Source organism: Agrobacterium sp. fls2-241-TYG-188a (assembly GCF_030209845.1).
Map to the genome: position 1 here is coordinate 138,745 of NZ_JARVRD010000011.1, position 18,842 is coordinate 157,586.

The 18,842-nt window shown below is 55.1% G+C and carries 16 protein-coding genes and 1 pseudogene; 11 read left to right on the plus strand and 6 right to left on the minus strand.

Annotation, left to right across the window (positions count from 1 at the left end; all coding sequences use genetic code 11):
* Nucleotides 1–37: 37 nt before the first annotated feature.
* The 6 genes from QRN85_RS24115 to QRN85_RS24140 all read right to left on the minus strand — a co-directional run bounded on the left by QRN85_RS24115 (nt 38) and on the right by QRN85_RS24140 (nt 6,327).
* Nucleotides 38–1,171: a Gfo/Idh/MocA family protein gene (locus QRN85_RS24115; protein ID WP_284760418.1), complete on the minus strand. Its 1,134-nt coding sequence runs from the start codon at nt 1,169–1,171 to the stop codon at nt 38–40.
* A gap of 24 nt (nt 1,172–1,195) precedes the next feature.
* Nucleotides 1,196–1,957 (minus strand): sugar phosphate isomerase/epimerase family protein, encoded by a 762-nt coding sequence (locus QRN85_RS24120; RefSeq protein ID WP_284760419.1) that lies wholly within the window; start codon nt 1,955–1,957, stop codon nt 1,196–1,198.
* A gap of 45 nt (nt 1,958–2,002) precedes the next feature.
* Complete coding sequence (locus tag QRN85_RS24125) at nt 2,003–3,091, minus strand: ABC transporter ATP-binding protein (RefSeq protein ID WP_062588550.1); 1,089 nt, start codon at nt 3,089–3,091, stop codon at nt 2,003–2,005.
* Between the two features lie 5 nt (nt 3,092–3,096).
* Nucleotides 3,097–4,038, minus strand: coding sequence for a carbohydrate ABC transporter permease (locus tag QRN85_RS24130; protein WP_284760423.1), 942 nt, complete (start codon nt 4,036–4,038; stop codon nt 3,097–3,099).
* Entirely contained in the window at nt 4,031–4,933 is a 903-nt protein-coding gene (locus QRN85_RS24135) for a carbohydrate ABC transporter permease (protein ID WP_062588546.1), read from the minus strand. The genes QRN85_RS24130 and QRN85_RS24135 overlap by 8 nt, the downstream gene beginning before the upstream one ends.
* Nucleotides 4,934–5,091: 158 nt before the next feature.
* Nucleotides 5,092–6,327 (minus strand): ABC transporter substrate-binding protein, encoded by a 1,236-nt coding sequence (locus QRN85_RS24140; protein WP_062588543.1) that lies wholly within the window; start codon nt 6,325–6,327, stop codon nt 5,092–5,094.
* A gap of 861 nt (nt 6,328–7,188) precedes the next feature.
* Here QRN85_RS24140 and QRN85_RS24145 point away from each other — a divergent pair.
* The 11 genes and pseudogenes from QRN85_RS24145 (at nt 7,189) to adhP (ending at nt 18,571) form a co-directional block, all read left to right on the plus strand.
* A complete protein-coding gene (locus tag QRN85_RS24145; RefSeq protein ID WP_112963100.1) occupies nt 7,189–7,503 on the plus strand; it encodes an STAS domain-containing protein in 315 nt (104 codons plus the stop codon).
* Complete coding sequence (locus QRN85_RS24150) at nt 7,500–7,868, plus strand: response regulator (protein ID WP_062588537.1); 369 nt, start codon at nt 7,500–7,502, stop codon at nt 7,866–7,868. The genes QRN85_RS24145 and QRN85_RS24150 overlap by 4 nt, the downstream gene beginning before the upstream one ends.
* Nucleotides 7,865–9,856 (plus strand): chemotaxis protein CheA, encoded by a 1,992-nt coding sequence (locus tag QRN85_RS24155; RefSeq protein WP_284760426.1) that lies wholly within the window; start codon nt 7,865–7,867, stop codon nt 9,854–9,856. Before QRN85_RS24150 ends, QRN85_RS24155 begins: the two co-directional genes overlap by 4 nt.
* Nucleotides 9,853–10,395, plus strand: a complete 543-nt coding sequence (locus QRN85_RS24160) for a chemotaxis protein CheW (protein ID WP_062588533.1) — start codon at nt 9,853–9,855, stop codon at nt 10,393–10,395. Before QRN85_RS24155 ends, QRN85_RS24160 begins: the two co-directional genes overlap by 4 nt.
* Before the next feature lies 1 nt (nt 10,396).
* On the plus strand, nt 10,397–12,208 hold the full coding sequence (locus QRN85_RS24165; RefSeq protein WP_284760429.1) for a methyl-accepting chemotaxis protein: 1,812 nt from the start codon (nt 10,397–10,399) through the stop codon (nt 12,206–12,208).
* 164 nt (nt 12,209–12,372) lie between these two features.
* Nucleotides 12,373–14,070: a methyl-accepting chemotaxis protein gene (locus QRN85_RS24170; RefSeq protein ID WP_284760431.1), complete on the plus strand. Its 1,698-nt coding sequence runs from the start codon at nt 12,373–12,375 to the stop codon at nt 14,068–14,070.
* A gap of 3 nt (nt 14,071–14,073) precedes the next feature.
* Complete coding sequence (locus QRN85_RS24175) at nt 14,074–14,568, plus strand: chemotaxis protein CheW (RefSeq protein WP_062588527.1); 495 nt, start codon at nt 14,074–14,076, stop codon at nt 14,566–14,568.
* A 35-nt stretch (nt 14,569–14,603) separates the two neighbouring features.
* Nucleotides 14,604–15,431, plus strand: a complete 828-nt coding sequence (locus QRN85_RS24180) for a CheR family methyltransferase (RefSeq protein WP_284760449.1) — start codon at nt 14,604–14,606, stop codon at nt 15,429–15,431.
* A gap of 9 nt (nt 15,432–15,440) precedes the next feature.
* The gene (locus QRN85_RS24185) at nt 15,441–16,526 is read left to right on the plus strand and encodes a protein-glutamate methylesterase/protein-glutamine glutaminase (RefSeq protein WP_113221522.1); all 1,086 of its coding nucleotides are present in this window, start codon (nt 15,441–15,443) and stop codon (nt 16,524–16,526) included.
* A 117-nt stretch (nt 16,527–16,643) separates the two neighbouring features.
* Complete coding sequence (locus QRN85_RS24190; RefSeq protein ID WP_113221521.1) at nt 16,644–17,336, plus strand: ParA family protein; 693 nt, start codon at nt 16,644–16,646, stop codon at nt 17,334–17,336.
* A gap of 187 nt (nt 17,337–17,523) precedes the next feature.
* Nucleotides 17,524–18,571 (plus strand): annotated as a pseudogene (adhP, locus tag QRN85_RS24195) (alcohol dehydrogenase AdhP).
* Nucleotides 18,572–18,842: the final 271 nt, after the last annotated feature.

Here is an 18,842-nt window from a genome sequence, read left to right on the forward strand (position 1 = left end):
TAGGACGCCGTGAGTGGTTGCCCCGGCGCCCTTTTTCTTAGCGCAGCAGGGATTGAGCCTCTTCGGCTCCAAGAGCAGCGGGTTGGGTGCAGGTGGTCGTCAGGTCGATGAAGCGCCCCTCTTCTCCGGACTTGAGAATAGACGTCATGACATCGATGCCATGAAGCGAGCGCTCCAGAGAGCAGCGCGCATCGCGCCCTTCCGTCAATGCAATCGCCATATCCGCAAGGCCCGCCGTACGATAATTGGCGCGAGCACCCTGTGGGCTTTCCTGATTGGCGATGCCGAAAGGATGATCCCAGTTTTCGAGCGGCTGGATGTCCTTGTCGCGACCGCTGGCCTCCACGACGCCGCCGAAGAAGTTGGGGTCCGGAACGTAGATCGATCCTTCGGTGCCGTACAGTTCCATATTGGCGTGGCGATGAGACCAGACATCCCAGCTGGCAGACAGGGTTATCGTCGCACCATTCACAAATTCCAGCAAAGCATGGATGTTGGTTGGCGTCTCGACCGGAATGGTCTGGCCATGCAACGGCTGGCTGGTAATCGTACGGGTCGGGTTTGCCATGGACGTCAGCGCGCCGACGCGCTTTACCGGACCGATCAGATTGATCAGGTTGGCGATGTAGTAAGGACCTAGATCGAGAATTGGTCCACCACCGGCCAGGAAGAAGAAGCCCGGATTGGGATGCCACATTTCCATCCCTGGGCTCATGACATGGCAGGTTCCGGAGGTGATACGACCCACCTTGCCATCGTCGATGTATTTGCGGGCGAGCTGGTGTGCGCCACCCAGGAACGTATCGGGGGCGCAACCAACGGCCAGATTCTTCTCGGCAGCAAGGCGGCGCAGCGACTCGCCTTCTTCCAGCGTGAGAACGAGAGGCTTTTCCGAATAGACGTGTTTGCCTGCTTCGAGGATTGCTTTAGAGACCGCATAATGCGCCGAGGGGATGGTAAGGTTCACCACCACATCGATCTCGCTGTTTTCAAGCAGTTCCTCAATGGATTGCGCCTTTACGCCGAATTCCTCGGCGCGCAGTTCAGCTGCGCTGCGGTTAAGGTCTGCGCAGGCGAGAACTTTCAGGCCCCTGAATAGAGGGGAAAGCGAGAAATAGGTTGTTGAGATATTGCCGCATCCAATGATGCCGACGCCAAGTTCCTCGGCCATATATGACACTCCAGATTGGTCGTTTTAGTAATTGTTGAACGACGCGATCGATCGCGTGATCAACCGGTCTGCGTCTTTGGGATTGTCGTGCTCAACGACGTAATATTTGACTGCCGTCTTCTTCAAGACATCGACGAGGCCCTTCCAGTCTACGGTGCCATGGCCCACGTCTGCCCAACCATCCTCGTCCTGATTTTCCCCAACTGCGGCGATGTCTTTGACATGCACAGCCGTGATGCGGCTGGCATAGCGTTCGATCCATTCAAGCGGATCAGCCTTGCCACGGATGATCCAGGCAATATCCGCTTCCCATTCCAGCTCCGGACCGCCGGCAAATATCTGCTCCTGCGGCGTCGACCCGTCTTCAAGCTTCACAAATTCAAAGTCGTGATTATGCCAGCCGAATGCCAGCCCTGCCTCGCGATAGGGCTTTGCAACCTCCTGAAGTCGCTTGCCGAATGCGAGCCAGCCTGCGGCATCGGAAGGACGTTGGTCAGGCATGAGATGCGGGCAGTAGATCGTTTCTACGCCGAGGATCTTTGCGATATTGAGTGCCTGCCGCGGTTCTTTTTCGAGCATGTCGAGGCCGAAATGGCCTGTTGGCATGGTAAGATTGTTCGCGTCGAGATCATCGCGCAATGCTTTCAGCCCGGCATCGTCCATGCCACCGTAAATACCGCCATAGCCTTCCACATGCGCATAGCCTGCAGCCGACAGTTTCTTCAAAGTTTCGGATAGCGGCGGAAAATTGCGCACGCTGTAAAGTTGGAAGCCAAGTTTCGTCATCTGTGTCTCCTGACATTGGGGCTGTGTCTGGTGGATTGAAATTTTCTAGATGCGCTCTTCCGTCGTCGCATCGAAGAGAGAGGCCATGGACATGTCGAAGGCCAGCTTGACCTTTGTGCCAGGCGAAAAACGTCTGTGACCGCCGACGCGGACAGACAGCGTGTGACCGGCGAGTTTCAACCAGATCAGATTGTCGGCTCCCATCGGCTCTTCGATATCGACAACAGCGTCGTGGATATCGCCGCCGGTTATGTCGCTGTCGACCCGGACATGTTCGGGGCGAACACCCAGCACAGCGGGAATACCCGCTTTCAGAGGGTTTGAGGCGTCATATCCATCAAGGGTAAAACTGACCCCATTTGCCACGAACTCCACCTTGCCGTTTCGCTCGGCCAATTCGCCGCGCAGGAAATTCATCGACGGAGAGCCGATGAAGCCGGCGACAAACAGGTTTCGCGGTTTGTTGTAGATGGAAATCGGGTCATCCAGCTGCTGGATCACGCCGCTTTTCATGATGGCGATACGGTCCGCAAGGGTCAGCGCTTCGATCTGATCGTGAGTGACGTAAATCATCGTGTTCTTCAACGCCTGATGCAGTCGCTTAATTTCCACACGAAGCTCGGAGCGCAGTTTCGCATCGAGATTGGATAGTGGTTCGTCGAACAGAAACACATCCACATCACGAACAAGGGCGCGGCCGATAGCAACACGCTGGCGCTGACCGCCGGAAAGTTCGGCGGGCTTTCTTTTCAAAAGCGGCTCGATCTGCAAGATGCCGGCGGCACGCTTGACCCGGCGGTCGATCTCCTCCTTGGGAACCTTGGCGACCTGCAGGCCGAATGACAGGTTCTTCTCGACCGTCATCTGCGGGTAGAGCGCGTAAGACTGGAACACCATTCCGATGCCGCGGTCTTTGGGTTCTTCCCAGGTAACGTTGCGGTCCTTGATGAAAATCTGCCCTTCCGTTGGCTCCAGGAGTCCGGCAATGCAATTCAACAAAGTGGATTTGCCGCAGCCCGAAGAGCCAAGAAGAACAAGAAACTCGCCTTCATAGATGTCGAGATTGAGATCGGACAGAACATTGACTGCGCCAAATGAAAGGGACAGATCTCGAATGGAAACGCTTTTATTCATGAAGCTTAACCCTTGACTGCGCCAGCGGCGATGCCGCGGACAAAAAGTCTGCCTGAAACGAAATAGACGAACAGCGGAACGGCACCGGTGAGCAGGGTCGCCGCCATATTGACGTTATATTCCTTCACGCCCTGAACCGAGTTGACGATGTTGTTGAGCTGTACTGTCATCGGATAATATTCCGGTCTGGTGAACACGACGCCGAACAGGAAGTCGTTCCAGATTCCGGTCACCTGCAAGATCATGGCGACAACAAAAATGGGCAGCGACATCGGCGCCATGATGCGGAAATAAATCTGCCAGAAATTGGCGCCATCGATACGCGCCGCCTTGAAAAGCTCCTCCGGCAGGCCGGCGAAGTAGTTCCGGAACAGGAGCGTCAGGATAGGCATGCCGAAAATCGTGTGGACGATGACGAGGCCGCTCAGGGTGCCGTATATTCCCAATTCGCGCAGAACAATCACGATCGGGTAGATCATCACCTGATAAGGGATGAACGCCCCGACGATGAGGATCGAGAAGAACAGCTCGGAACCCTTGAACTTCCAGTTCGCCAGCGCATAACCACTGACCGAGGCAATCACGATCGAAACGATGGTCGATGGGATCATGATGCGCACCGAGTTCCAGAAGCCGCGCGAAAGCCCGTCGCAGTTCAGCCCCGTACAGGCGTTGGCCCAAGCCTTCACCCAGGGTTCGAACGTGATTTCCAGGGGCGGAGCAAAGATGTTGCCCATGCGGATTTCAGGCATTCCCTTCACCGATGTGACAATCATCACGTAAAGCGGGAGAAGGTAATAGAGCGCAGCGAGCGTGAGCGTGCCGTAGAGCATGATGTTTCGGCGGGACAGGCGCTTACGCGGCTTGCGCCCGCGCGGTCCATGCAGATCTTTGGAAACGGCATCTGCGCCGGCAGCGACAGTGTTGAGCGTCGAGATGTTAGCCACGCTTGCGCCCTCCAAATTCGAGATAAGCCCAAGGAATGATGATGATTGCGACGGTAAGCAGCATCATGGTGGAGGCGGCAAAGCCCTGCCCGAGATTCTGTGCCTGGAACATGTAGTCATAAACATATTTGGCAGGAACTTCCGAGGCGATGCCAGGCCCACCACTCGTCTGCGCCACGACCAGGTCGTAAACCTTGACGATGCCGCTGGCGATGATCACCAGAGTGGTGATAAAGACAGGGCGCATCATGGGAATGACGATAAGAATATAGGTCTTCCACATGGGAATGCCGTCGACCCGTGACGCCTTCCATATGTCCTCGTCGATACCGCGCAGGCCCGCCAGCATGAGGCACATGACAAGGCCCGTGCCTTGCCAGAGCGCCGCAATCAGGACGCCATAGATGACCAGCTGTGAATTGTAGAGCGGATCGAAGGTGAAGCTCTCCCAGCCGAGTGAACGCACGACGGACTGGATGCCGAATTCCGGATTCAACAACCATTGCCAGACAAGGCCGGTAACGATGAAGGAAAGAGCGAAAGGATAAAGAAAGATCGTGCGGAACGTGTTTTCAAATCGGATTTTCTGATCCATCAGCGCCGCCAGCACAAAGCCGATGACGAGACTGAAAATCAGGGAAAGAATGCCGTAAATGGCAAGATTCTGAATGGAAATGATCCAGCGCGGCGCAGCCCACAGCCGCTCATACTGTTCAAGTCCGATAAAGCTCGCCCGCGGCAGCAGCTTCGAATTGGTAAAGGAATAAACGACTGTCCAGATCGTTCCGCCCAGAAAAATGACCATCGCGGTCAGGATCATGGGGATAGATGCAATCTTCGAATTGAGATTGCGGAATAGCTGGTTTGGACGACCAGAATGGCTTTTCAGTGCCATGTGCCACTCCTTATCAATCACTGGGGTTGATCGTGCAGCGGGTAGCATTCAGCTATCCCGCAGCACTTTTCCAGGCATGCATGAGAACATCACAACGCCTGGCAAGGAGGTGTCCATGATTGCTGGCCCTGTCGGACAGCAATCATGGAAGACGGAGATCAGTCGGCAGCCGAGATAATTTCGGCGAAGCGTTTTTGCGCTGCATCAGGCGTAAGCGATGCATTTGCAAAAAACTCCGACATAAGATCTTCCTTCTGCTTCTGGGTGTCTGCAGAAATCAGCTGATCGGTGCTTTGCAGAATTTCGCCCTTGGCCAGAATGTCGAGACCTTTTTTCATGCAGTCATTGGCGGAGGCAAGATCGACATCGCCTCGTATCGGGAGCGATCCCTTCTTGAGGTTGAAAGCAACCTGCGTCTTGGGAGCTACGATCACCTCGGCCAGAACCTCCTGCGCCTTGGATTTCGCTTCGTCTTTCAGAAGCGGAAAGTAAAACGCATCGCCGTTGGCCGTGAGAATTTCATTCAGCCCAAGCCCTGGCAAGCAGGTGTAATCCACGCCAGCTTTCTGATTGGCAAGCTGGAAGTCACCTTGCGCCCAGTCTCCCATGACCTGCCCGCCGGCCTTGCCGGTGATGACAAGATTGGTCGCCTGGTTCCAATCCTGAACGTTCGAACCCTTTGCCAGCTTGCGCGCGACGTCCGCAGCCTCAAAGATCTTTTTCATCTCAGGGCCAGCGGCAGCTTCGGCATCCTTCTCCTTATAGACCTTTTCATAAAGATCCTTGCCGGCAATACCGATCAAAAGAGTGTCGAACAGACCGTTTGATTGCCAGGCCTGACCGCCCAAAGCCAGCGGTTGAATACCAGCTTTCTCAAGGGCGGGTGCCGCGGCAACGAATTCGTTCCAGTTCTTCGGAACCTCTACACCTGCCTTCTTGAAAGCAGCATTGGAAAGCCACAGCCATTGCCAGGAATGGATATTGACTGGCGCGCAGTAGATCTTCCCGTCAATTGTGCAGCTCTCGAGAAGGCTGGCAGGTTTGATGACGTCCTTCCATTTCCCCTTTTCAGCAACATCGGTCAAATCACGCATCAATCCTGATTGAGCGAGTTCTTCCGCCTGCCGCCCGTGGTTGAATTGCGTAGCGCCCATCGGGTCGCCGCCGGTGATACGGCTGATCATGATTGGGCGTGCGGTACCGCCAGAACCAGCAATCGCACCATCAACCCACTTATTTCCGGTTGCATCGAACGCCTTGGCCAGTTCTCCGACGGCTGCGGCTTCGCCGCCTGACGTCCACCAATGCGTTACCTCGAGGTCAGTGGCTCCGGCCATACCTGCCGGTAGCATGACACTGGCCGCCAAAGCGGCCAAAATAGAACGAATGCGCATGAGTCTCCTCCCTCACTGAAACGTTGCCGTAAAAACCTATGCGAAAGATATCGGTTCTGCAACAGCACATCTGAATAAAAAATCTGCGAATTTTTTATTGTTTATAAACAAGCCGTTATAGTATTTTCCGGAAATTATCGGGATGCCTAAGAGTGCGATAGCGGCTATTTTAATCGAGTTGGACGCACCGACCCCGAGATTTCCCCTTGCGCAGAATTCAACTTCAAAATCATCCCTCCGGACGGACAGATTGCGGAGCGCGGCGGCCAAGATCAGGGGAAGTCAAAAGACATCAAGTCGAGGTGTACTGACTAAAATATACAACTTTTCTAAACAATAATCATTTTTTAAAGTGTATATCTTTGGTAGAGAAAACCAGACATATGAGCATTTTTCAACAAATTGAAGCAATATCATTACAACCATTAAAGGCCTTACGACTAATCGCAACCCAGATTAACTGCGTCTTAACTAACAGCACAATACTAATAACGCCAATGATAGGCGACTAAAAAAACCAAAAGCTGCGTCAAGCAGCGCGCACTATCTAACGAGTTGCATGATGCCAGCTCGATTTTCAAACATGTACTGGATTTGAACGCTTTTTCGCCTTTGCGAAAAGAGCGCTGCTGCATTGTTGTCACGTCTCCGATGTGTGAGCGGAGCGGTTGAAGTTTTTCTTCAACTGCTGCGCACAAGAACCTGTGCTTCGAAAACAGCGGGTTCTGGTCGAATGGCAACTTTTCGGAATTTCCACCGCCGATATCTCGGCCGATAGGGAAATTTTTTGCACGGCGATCTTTGAACAAAGCGACTGGACGTCACGATCCATCTAATTGGCAATCAAGGACGTTCCCCCCAATGACACCGGAAATGCTGACCTTACCCAACTCTCTTTCCATACGCGGCATCGCCGCTGTGCATGAGAGCCTTCTCGACGCATTCAGCACGCACAGCGCTGTGACTGTCGAGATACCGGACGATGCTCACGTCGATCTGAGCTTTATTCAGCTTATCGAAGCATCCCGGCTCTATGCGCGGGCTGAAGGCAAATACATCACACTGACGAAACCGGCCTCCCCCGGCGTGATCGACACGCTTCGCCGTGGCGGGTTTCTCACAAATATGGACGAGGCCACTCGCCTCTTCTGGCTGCATGGAAAGGAAATTCAATGAGCGCCAATATTCTCACCGTCGATGACTCTGCCAGCATCAGAATGACGACCAAGATTGCCCTGACAAATGCGGGCTATTCTATCACGGAAGCTGTTGATGGCGCCGACGGTCTTGCGAAAGCGAAAAGCGGCTCTTTCGATCTTATTGTCACCGACCTGAACATGCCAAACATGAACGGTCTGGAAATGATCGAAGCCTTGCGGCAGTCGCCCGCTCACACGGGCATCCCCATCATCTTTCTGACCACCGAATCCGATGCCGACATGAAAACACGGGCGAAGGCTGCGGGTGCCACCGGTTGGGTCACGAAGCCATTCGATCCAGAAAATCTCGTCAAAATTGTCAGGAAGGTTCTTGGTAGATGACCATACTGGACCCCATTCAGGTTTTCAGGACAGAAGCAGCCGAGCTTTTCGAACAGATCGAAAGTGGCTTGCTGGATCTGTTGCATGATCTTTCCAATCAGGGACAGATCGACGCCGTCTTCCGCGGCCTGCATACCCTTAAGGGGTCCGGAGCCATGTTCGGCTTTGAGGCGCTCGCCGCGTTCACTCACCACTGTGAGACGGCCTTTGACCGTGTACGCAAAGGTGAAGTACCGGCCACCAGCGAGTTGATCGCAGCCGTGCTCGAAGCACAGGATCACATGCGGCGTCTGGTAGACAATCCGGCAACCGCATTTCCCGAGACCGGCGACAGGCTGTTGGCAAAACTCGAAGCGGCTGTCGGTAGCAATGGTGCCGCATCCCATGCCGGTGCGGCAGCGCCTGTCGTTGCCAAGGCGGAAGAACCTTCGACCGCAACGTGGCAGATCGACTTCAGTCTGCCAGCAAATGCAATGGCGAACGGAACGAACCCGCTTGGCTTGCTGGATGAGATGGCGGAACTTGGCGAATGCGTCATCACCGTCAACACTCAGTCCATTCCAACGCTCGACCTCCTTGATCCTGCCAATCTCTATCTGTCCTGGTCGGTTACTTTGACCACGGACCAGCCTCGTTCTGCCATTGATGACGTGTTCATATTCGTCATGGACGACATGGACATCGAGGTGAAGAAAATTTCGTCTGAAGCTACGGTTTCGAGTGAGATCGTTCCACCACCGGCACCGGTCGAGGAAGCTGCAAAGGCGAACGCAGCCGCGCCACAGGGCGGCGGCGACGGCAAGCAGAACAAGAGCGCCGAGAACGTCCGCGTTCCGGCTGAACGCCTGGACGAATTGATGGACCGGGTCGGTGAACTGGTCATTGCCCAGTCACGCCTCTCCCAGCTTGCCAATACAAGTGTCGACATTCAGCTCCGCGCCGTCTCCGAGGATGTCGAACGCCTGTCCGGTGAACTACGCGATACGATGATGGTGTTGCGTATGGTGCCGATTACCCAGCTTTTTGGCCGCTTCCGCCGCCTGATTCACGATCTGGCCCGCGAGACCGGCAAACAGATCGAGCTGGTCACAGAGGGTGAAAGCACTGAAGTCGACAAGGCGGTGATCGAGCGTCTGGCCGATCCACTTGTTCACCTTGTCAGAAACTCCTGCGACCACGGGCTTGAAACACCGGACGAGCGTATCGCCGCAGGCAAGAAGCCAACAGGCCAGGTTACGCTGGTTGCACGCCAGACAGGCGGCGATGTCACGATCACCATTCGTGACGATGGCCGCGGGATCAACCGCCAGAGGGTCCGCGCGAAAGCGGAAGCCTCAGGTCTTATCGCGGCCGGCGCTACGCTGACCGATCAGGAACTGCTGCAACGGATTTTCGAACCGGGATTCTCTACCGCAGCGCAAGTGACAAATCTTTCCGGCCGTGGTGTCGGAATGGACGTTGTCAAAAAGACCATCGAGGCTCTTCGCGGCACGATCAATGTGACGAGCGCACCGGGCGCAGGTTCAGAGATCACGCTTGCCATTCCGCTGACCCTGGCGATTATCGACGGTCTTCTCGTGCGTGTCGGCACCGGCTGCTACGTCATCCCACTCTCGGCAGTTGAAGAATGCCTGGAACTGTCTCCAGAGAATGATGTCAAATCGAGAGGACGTTCCTTCATATCCCTGCGCGAAAGCCTTGTACCGTTTATACGGCTGCGCGAACTCTTCCAGACGGGTACGACACCGGACCAGTTTCAAAAGGTGGTCGTCATATCCACCGGCTCGGAGCGCGTCGGCCTCGTCGTTGATCAGATCATCGGTGACCACCAGACGGTCATCAAGGCCATGTCGAAACTTCATCACGATGTCGCGACCTTCTCTGGCGCGACCATTCTAGGAGACGGCAGCGTCGCTCTCATTCTCGATGTTGGACATCTCGTAACTGCAGGACAACAACAGGAGGCGCAGATGCGTTTTGCCGGATGAACCAGCCTCTTTTGAAACAACCAGAAGATATCTGGCGCGAGCGCGAGGACCTTGAGGTCCTGACCTTCAGCATAGAAGGTGAGACATTCGCCATCGAGGCGGTTCTCGTTCAAGAAATACTCGACCTCCTGCCGGAAACGGCGGTGCCGGGCAGCAAACCGTTTGTCGCCAGCGTCATCAATTTTCGTGGAAAGGTCATTCCCCTCGCCGACATCAGGTTAGCCTTTGGAATGGGCGCGGCTGAGAAGACGATCGACAGCCGCATCATCGTCATCGAGCTTCCGCTCGACGGTGAGAGGACGCTGGTCGGCCTGCGGACCGACAAGGTCTATGAGGTCACAACCTTTTCCAGAACGGCTAGCGAACAACCACCAAGCGTGGGAATGCGGTGGCGACCCGACTACATCAACTGCCTCATAAAGAGGGGAAGCGAATTCGTGATCCTTCCCAATCTCAGCGCAATTTTCACGTCACAAGCTGACGCGAACGCCAAGGGCATCTCTCGCAACAATGTCATCGAACTCTCGAAGGAATTCTAGAATGCGATTTACTATTAAGATGAAACTTGCTGTCGCATTTGGATTTTTAATCTTGATGCTGGCAGGCACCGCCGGATACGGCATCTACAGTCTGAGTGTGGCAAAGGAAGCCATGGATGATGTTGTAGATGGAACAGTTGTCCGTCTCGACAAGGCGCACCAGATAAATGCGCTTTCCCTTGTCGTTATACGCATACAGAAGAACATCATTCTTTCCACATCTGCTGCGGAAATTCAGAGCTTCAAGAAAGCTGGTGACGAGAGCCGTCAGCAACTGAATGCGCTCGTCAACGACATGGCCAAAACGGCCTCGCCAGAAACGCAGCAGGTCTGGGCTTCGATACAGGACGCAGCGAAGAGCTTCGAGGAAAGCGATGAGCGGGTCCGTCAGCTGGTCGCCGAAGGCAATACGGCCGGGGCAGCAGCTTACTCTTCCGGAGAGGGTCGCGAGGCGGCCAATGCGTTGACCCAGAAGCTGGACGAAGCGGTAAAAATGAACCGCACGCGTCTTGAGAAATCAAAGCAGTCTGCTGCTACGGAATATGAAAATACGCGCCTGCTGCTGATTTCAGCATCCATCGCGGCGGTCATCATCGCGATCGGTACGGCACTCTGGATCGCACTGGGCATCAGCAGTGGCCTTCGCAAGATCATGGTCGTTGCGGAAGCGGTTTCCGTCGGCGATCTGGATCAGGATGTCGACATCAAGACGAATGACGAAATCAAGGACCTCGTCGACCGCATCAACGTCATGACCGGAAATCTGCGCAATACGGCAGGTGTTGCCAACGAGATTGCCGATGGCAATTTGACAATCACGCCAACGCCGCTTTCTGACAAGGATACCCTTGGCATGTCGCTGGAGCGCATGGTCGAGCGTCTGCGCGGCGTCGTGTCAGATGCGCTGGCCGCAGCCGACAATGTCTCTTCCGGCAGCCAGGAATTGTCTGCAAGCTCGGAACAGCTTTCGCAGGGTGCAACCGAACAGGCATCTTCCGCTGAAGAAGCATCGGCTTCGATGGAACAGATGGCGGCCAACATCAAGCAGAACGCCGACAACGCTGCGCAGACAGAAAAGATTGCTCGCCAGTCTTCCAAGGACGCCGAAGCAAGTGGCGAGGCAGTGGGCCGAGCAGTAACCGCGATGCGGACCATTGCCGAAAAAATCTCCATCGTTCAGGAAATTGCTCGCCAGACAGACCTGCTTGCCCTGAACGCTGCTGTTGAGGCTGCACGCGCCGGTGAGCACGGAAAAGGCTTTGCGGTGGTCGCTTCGGAAGTTCGCAAGCTTGCAGAACGCAGCCAGGCTGCGGCAGCAGAAATCTCGTCGCTTTCTGGGGAAACAGTTCAGGTTGCAACCGAAGCTGGCGACATGCTGAACCGTCTGGTTCCCGATATCCGCAAGACCGCGGAACTCGTCTCTGAAATCTCGGCGGCCTGCCGCGAACAGGACATCGGCGCAAGCCAGATCAACGAAGCAATCCAGCAGCTTGACCTGGTAACCCAGCAGAATTCCGGTGCTTCGGAAGAAATGTCGGCAACGTCAGAGGAACTCGCAGCGCAGGCTGAGGAACTTCAGGCCAGCATTGCATTCTTCAAGGTCGAACGTGCAGGCGCCAGACACGCAGTCCCTGCGGCCAGAGCACCAATGCGCCCCGCACCGGTACAGGCGCGTCCAGCACCAAAAGCTGCGCCGGTCCGTAAACCCGACAATACGGTCGCCAGCCAGCAGGCGCGCGCCAAGGGTTTTGCTCTGGATATGTCGATGGGTGGACCTGATGCGAATGACGCGGATTTCCGCGAAAGCGCGTGATCTGCAAGCTAAAACCGTTGCTCCGAGAAATGCGTCTCGGAGCAACAACCAAGCGACGATGATCGTCGTTCCTGGAGTGTGTGGATGAATGTGTCACCCGTCACGTCGCTCTGAAGCAAAAAAGATAAATTATCTTGTTACCCCCTTTCTTCAAGGAATGATCGATGCATTTCACCATTAAACTTAAATTGGCGCTGGCTTTTGCCTTCATCATCGCCATGTCCGGCGGCATGGCAACGATGGCCATACTCAACCTCTCATCTCTGAACTCCGCAATTACGGAGATTGTTCAGGGCCCTGCGAAAAACCTCCAAGATTTGACGGCTCTAACCGAAGGCGTTTCGTCCTCCATACGCGCGGAGAAAAACGCTATTCTGAATACGGACCCACAGAAAATCTCCGGCTATCGGGAAACGGTCAATCAGGAGCGCCGCAAGATCGAAAGCAAAGTCGCAGAGTTCGAAGAACAGGATAACGCCGTTATCCGCGAAAGCGTAGCGAAGTTTGCCGCGATCTATACCAACTGGGTCATTATTCAGGACCAAATTCTTGCGCTCGCCACAGAGAATACGACAGAAAGCAATACGCGTGCTGGTGCCATTTCCATGGACCAGAGCGCGAAATTCACCGAAGATCTGCTGCGTAACCTTGATGCGCTAACGGGCATCATTACCGCAGATTTGCGCCAGACAGACGAGGCGACAAACGCTCAATATACGGAGTCGCGCAACATTCTGGTTGGTGTTTCAATTGCATTGGTAATCATTTCTACGGTCGTTGCCTTTTGGATCGCAATCGGTATCAGCCGTGGCCTGACGAAAGCGATCAATGTTGTCCGGAAGGTTTCCGATGGCGACTTGACCGAAACAGCTACTGTTACGACGAAAGACGAAATCGGCGAGCTGCTTCAGCACGTCAATACGATGATCGAACGCTTGCGCGGCGTCGTCGCCGATTCAATTTCTGCTGCTGAAAATGTCTCTTCTGGCAGCCAGGAACTGTCTGCAAGCTCCGAACAGGTGTCCCAAGGCGCCACAGAACAGGCGTCATCTACGGAAGAAGCATCTGCATCGATGGAACAGATGGCTGCCAATATCCGCCAGAACGCTGAAAATGCAGCCCAGACAGAAAAGATCGCACGTCAGTCGTCGACCGACGCAGAAGCAAGCGGCGCAGCCGTAAGTCAGGCCGTCGTTGCCATGCGAACCATTGCCGAGAAGATTTCAATCGTCCAGGAAATAGCGCGGCAGACAGACCTCCTCGCTTTGAACGCCGCTGTCGAAGCAGCACGCGCTGGCGAACATGGTAAGGGTTTTGCCGTTGTTGCCTCTGAAGTCCGCAAGCTTGCGGAGCGCAGCCAGGCTGCAGCCGCTGAAATCAGCACTATGTCCAGCGACACCGTCAGGGCAGCTTCGGACGCCGGCGAAATGTTGAACCGTCTTGTTCCGGATATTCGCAAAACGGCGGAACTCGTGGCTGAAATTTCTGCAGCTTGCCGCGAGCAGGATATTGGTGCCAGCCAGATCAACGAAGCTATCCAGCAACTTGACAAGGTAACTCAACAGAACACCAGCGCTTCGGAAGAAATGTCGGCAACGTCGGAAGAACTTGCGGCTCAGGCCGAAGAACTCCAGGCCAGCATCGCGTTCTTCAAGGTCAACCAGGCCAATGGCCAGAGAGCGAAGGCCGTTTCAAAGCAGCCTGAATTCGTCAGACACAGCCCGGCTCAGATGACGCGAACCGGCAAGGGGTCATCCGACAATACCGTCAGAACACAACAAGCACGCGCCAAGGGCTTTGCGTTGGATATGTCCATGGGCGGGCCTGACGCAAACGACGCGGATTTCCGGGAAAGCGCTTAAAACATGGCCAGCACATCTTCTGATACCCAGTTCGTAACCTTCAGTCTTGGTGATGAGGTTTTCGCCGTCCCCGTGGATGTCGTTCGCGAGATTCTCGACCATGAGGAAGCTTTCAAAATTCCAAATGGGCCTGACTACTTGCTGGGTCTCAGAGATGTGCGAGGACATGGCGTTCCGGTCATCGATCTGCGCCTGCGGCTGGGCATGAGCAAAACGGTAAAAACGCAAAACACCCGGATCCTGGTTCTCGATATTCCAATCGGGGAGAAAGTGCTGGCTCTGGGGCTTGTGGCCGACAAGGTTTTCGAAGTCACGCCGTTCAGCCGTGAAGCAATCGAGACCGCGCCGGACATCGGTATCCGTTGGAATTCGACTTACATCGCCGGCGTCGTCAGGCGCGAGGGAGACTTCGTCGTCATCATCGACCTTGCAGAACTATTCTCGACCGAAGCTGGCAGTCTCAGCCAGGTCATCAGTGGACCGGTCCGCGCAGCGTAATGGAGTAATCGCATTTGAATGCCCTTGCCACTACCATGTTCGATGACGCTCTCAGTGTACGCGATTTTCGCCAGTTGTCGGAGTTCATATACAATTATTGCGGTATCAAGATGCCGGAAACGAAGCGCTCCATGCTTGAGGGGCGCCTTCGTAAGCGGTTGAGAGCAACGGGCTACCCGACTTTCAGCGAATATTGCGATTACCTGTTTCGACATGGCGGCATGGAGACGGAAGCGGTCTTTCTGATCGACGTCGTCACGACGAACAAGACAGACTTTTTTCGTGAACCAAACCATTTTGACTTCATGACGAACGTCGCTTTGCCAGCGCTTGCTGACAAGGGCTACCAAAGGGTGCGTGCGTGGAGTTCGGCCTGTTCCACAGGGGCAGAACCTTATACCATGGCAATGGTCATGGCCGACGCAGTGGAGAGGAAAGTCATCTCGGACTATCATATACTGGCGACCGATCTTTCGACGGACGTGTTGAAAAAAGCGCACAGCGGAATATATTCGCGTGAGCTTATTGATCCTGTCCCGCAAGAAATGGTCCGCAAATATGTGATGATGCCGAAAGACAAGACACGTAGCGACATCAGAATAACCCCCAGACTGCGCTCAAAAGTCGGGTTTGCCCGGCTCAATCTGATGAACCCAAGCTACAATGTCGGCGATCCCTATCAGATCATCTTTTGTCGAAATGTCCTGATCTATTTTGACAAAAAGACACAGGCACATGTTTTGACACAGCTTTGCAAATGTCTCATGCCGGGGGGCTACTTGCTGATCGGCCATTCGGAAACGGTGACAGGAATAAATCTACCTATCAAGCAGGTTGCCAACACCGTATTCATAAAACAATAGCAGAGTCATATGGCAAAAAAAACGCGTGTTCTGATCGTTGACGATTCCGCAAGTGTCCGTCAGACACTCACTGCTGTGCTTGAGTCCGATCCGGACATCGAAGTGATCGGGGCAGCTTCCGATCCGTTCATGGCAGCAAAGAAGATGCAGGAAGATGTACCTGACGTCATCACGCTCGATGTCGAAATGCCGCGAATGGACGGAATAACGTTTCTGCGCAAGATAATGTCGCAGCATCCCATCCCTGTCGTCATGTGCTCATCATTAACCGAAGCGGGTTCCGAGACACTTCTTCAAGCGCTCGAAGCCGGTGCTGTCGATGTCATTCTCAAGCCTCGGATTGGCGCCGCCGACCATCTGGCGGAGGCGGGCCAGCGCATCTGCCAGGTCGTCAAAAGCGCAGCCCAGGCGCGGGTAACCGGGGTCCGTTCCTCTCGACGTGCGGTCGCCAGCGCGCCAACGGCAAAACTGACGGCCGATGCCGTCCTTCCCCCGCCCACCGGCAAAGCCATGGCGCGGACGACGGAAATGGTTGTTTGCGTGGGAGCCTCAACAGGCGGCACCGAAGCATTGCGCGAAATGCTTGAAAAGTTGCCCGCGAACTCGCCCGGCATCGTCATCGTGCAGCATATGCCGGAGAAATTTACCGCCGCCTTCGCAAGAAGGCTCAACACGATCTGCGACGTCGAGATCAAGGAGGCGCAGGATGGCGATCCGGTCTTGCGCGGGCATGTCCTGATTGCGCCCGGCGACAAGCACATGCTTCTCGAACGGCAGGGAGCACGCTACTATGTCTCGGTGAGGAATGGTCCGCTTGTCTCTCGTCACCGCCCATCCGTAGACGTGCTCTTCCGCTCGGCCGCACGCTCGGCGGGCTCCAACGCGATGGGTGTCATCATGACGGGAATGGGGGACGACGGCGCGCGCGGAATGCTCGAAATGCATCAGGCAGGCGCCTTCACGATAGCCCAGGACGAAGCCTCCTCCATCGTCTTCGGAATGCCTAAGGAAGCCATCGCGCACGGCGGCGTGGACCGGGTCGTACCGCTCGACCAGCTTGCCCGAGAGATTCTTGCCGAGGACCGTCGCCGCTAAAAATCTGGTAAGATTTCTTTATGAACTCTTAACCATATTCCCCAATGATTGGCGAAGGTCCATGATTCTGGAGCTTGAAATGGGCGATGATCGCCGCACCCATTACGGGAACGGATTATGGCGGTCATTACATTTGCAAATACAAAAGGCGGCGCAGGCAAAACGACGGCAGTCTTGCTGCTTGCCTCTGAATTTGCTCGCCGTGGGTTGAAGGTCTGCGTCATCGATACCGACCCACAACGTTGGCTGTCGAAGTGGCGCGAAGGCGCCGATCATCGCGTCGACCTGTCGGTCATAACCTATGTTTCCGCGTCCAGCCTGCAGCAACATGTGCTAGACAGCCGCAGAAAGTTCGACCATGTCATCATCGACCTGCCGGGCGCGCAATCACCGCTGCTGGCAACGGCAGTGGGTCTTTCCAATCATGTCCTCATCCCTGTTCAAGGAAGCACCATGGATGCACAGGGCGGCGCTCAAGTCCTTGAACTGCTGCGCTATCTGGACGATCGTGCATCGATCAAGATCCCACACTCGGTCGTTCTTTCACGCGTCAACTCGATGGTGACGACGCGCGCCTTGCTGGCAGCCAAGGCGCTTCTGGCAAAGCGGAATGTGCACGTTCTTGATACGCCCATCATCGAGCGCGCCGCCTTTCGCGACATGTTCGAGTTCAGCGGCTATCTGCATATGATGTCCCCCACTCAGGTGAGCAATCTCGACAAGGCGTTGCACAATGCAGACGCTTTCGCCAATGAAGTCCTGAAGCTCTTGCCTGCCCAATCACTCACACAGATGTCATCTGCAGCGTAAACGCATTTTTGCCACCGGGGAGCAAGCCGGGGGCTCCCGGCTCATTGCTCTTTGGGCTACACCTCGCCGCTCACCTTGGCAGGCTATAGCCAGATCTAAGCCGCTGCTACCGACTTGATATCGGTCAATGAAGAACTCTCTGCCGTGAATAGAATTGGCTCCAACGCAGATAGCGGGAGAGGCTTCTATGTCAAAACTCATGAAAGCGGCAGTCGTTCACGAATTCACCAAGCCATTGAAGATCGAATGCGTGCCGATTCCTGTTCCCGGCCCAAGGGAAAATTTTGGTCAAGGTCATGGCATGTGGCGTATGCCACACAGATCTTCATGCTGCAGACGGGGATTGGCCTGTTAAGCCAACTCCACCCTTCATTCCCGGGCACGAAGCGGCGGGGGTTGTCGTCGAACTGGGTCCCGGCGTCACTGACTTCGAGAAAGGCGACGCGGTAGGCGTAGCTTGGCTTCACGATGCTTGTATGCGCTGCGAATATTGCCAAACCGGCTGGGAAACCTTGTGCGAGCATCAGCACAATACCGGTTACAGCCGCAATGGTGGCTTTGCCGAATATGTCATCGCATCTGCTGCCTTCGCCGCCCGGCTTCCCAAGGATGTGGACTTCACCGCCATTTCACCAATTCTTTGTGCGGGTGTAACCACTTACAAGGGCCTGAAAGAAACCGAAGCCAAGCCCGGCGAATGGGTCGCAATATCCGGGATCGGCGGATTGGGCCACGTCGCCATCCAGTATGCAAAGGCCATGGGCCTTAAAGTGGTGGCAATCGACATTAGCGCCGACAAGCTGGACATGGCGCGAGATCTCGGCGCCGATCTATGTGTGAATGCGCGTGACGACGGCGCAATCGACCAGGTGCTTGCTGCCACGGGCGGAGGTGCACATGGCGTTCTGGTGACTGCGGTGTCGCCCGCGGCATTTTCACAGGCGATCAAGATGGTGCGCCGAAAGGGAACCATCAGCCTTGTTGGATTGCCTCCAGGTGAATTCGAAACACCGATTTTCGACATCGTGTTAAAACGCATCACCATTCGCGGATCTATCGTCGGCACCCGCCGCGACCTGGAGGAGGCAATTGCCTTTGCTCTGGAGGGCAAAGTGAAAACCGAGACCAAAAGAGCTCCCGTGGAAGACATCAACGACATTTTCACGCGTTTGAAGGCAGGCAAGGTCGACGGCCGGATGGTCCTCGACTTCACGCGTGGCACAGGAGAAGATTGAAGCGATCGGTGCCGTGTTTTCAAGGTCGGTCAGTTGCCTGGCAAAACACACTCAGGCTAAAACCAGGCCGGTGGTCGCAATGTTGGTCCTCCGCGACGGGCATAGAGCACTTGAAACCGCGGCTCACGGTGCAGCGCTGGCAACAAAGGGCGGAATGCCGCCGCTCAAAGATGCGGCATTCATACAAAGAGCGGGCCCGCGAAAACTCTTACGCCCCTAGTATGACTTTCCGTGCAGCGCCTGATTTTCATTCGGCTAATTTTAGTGGACA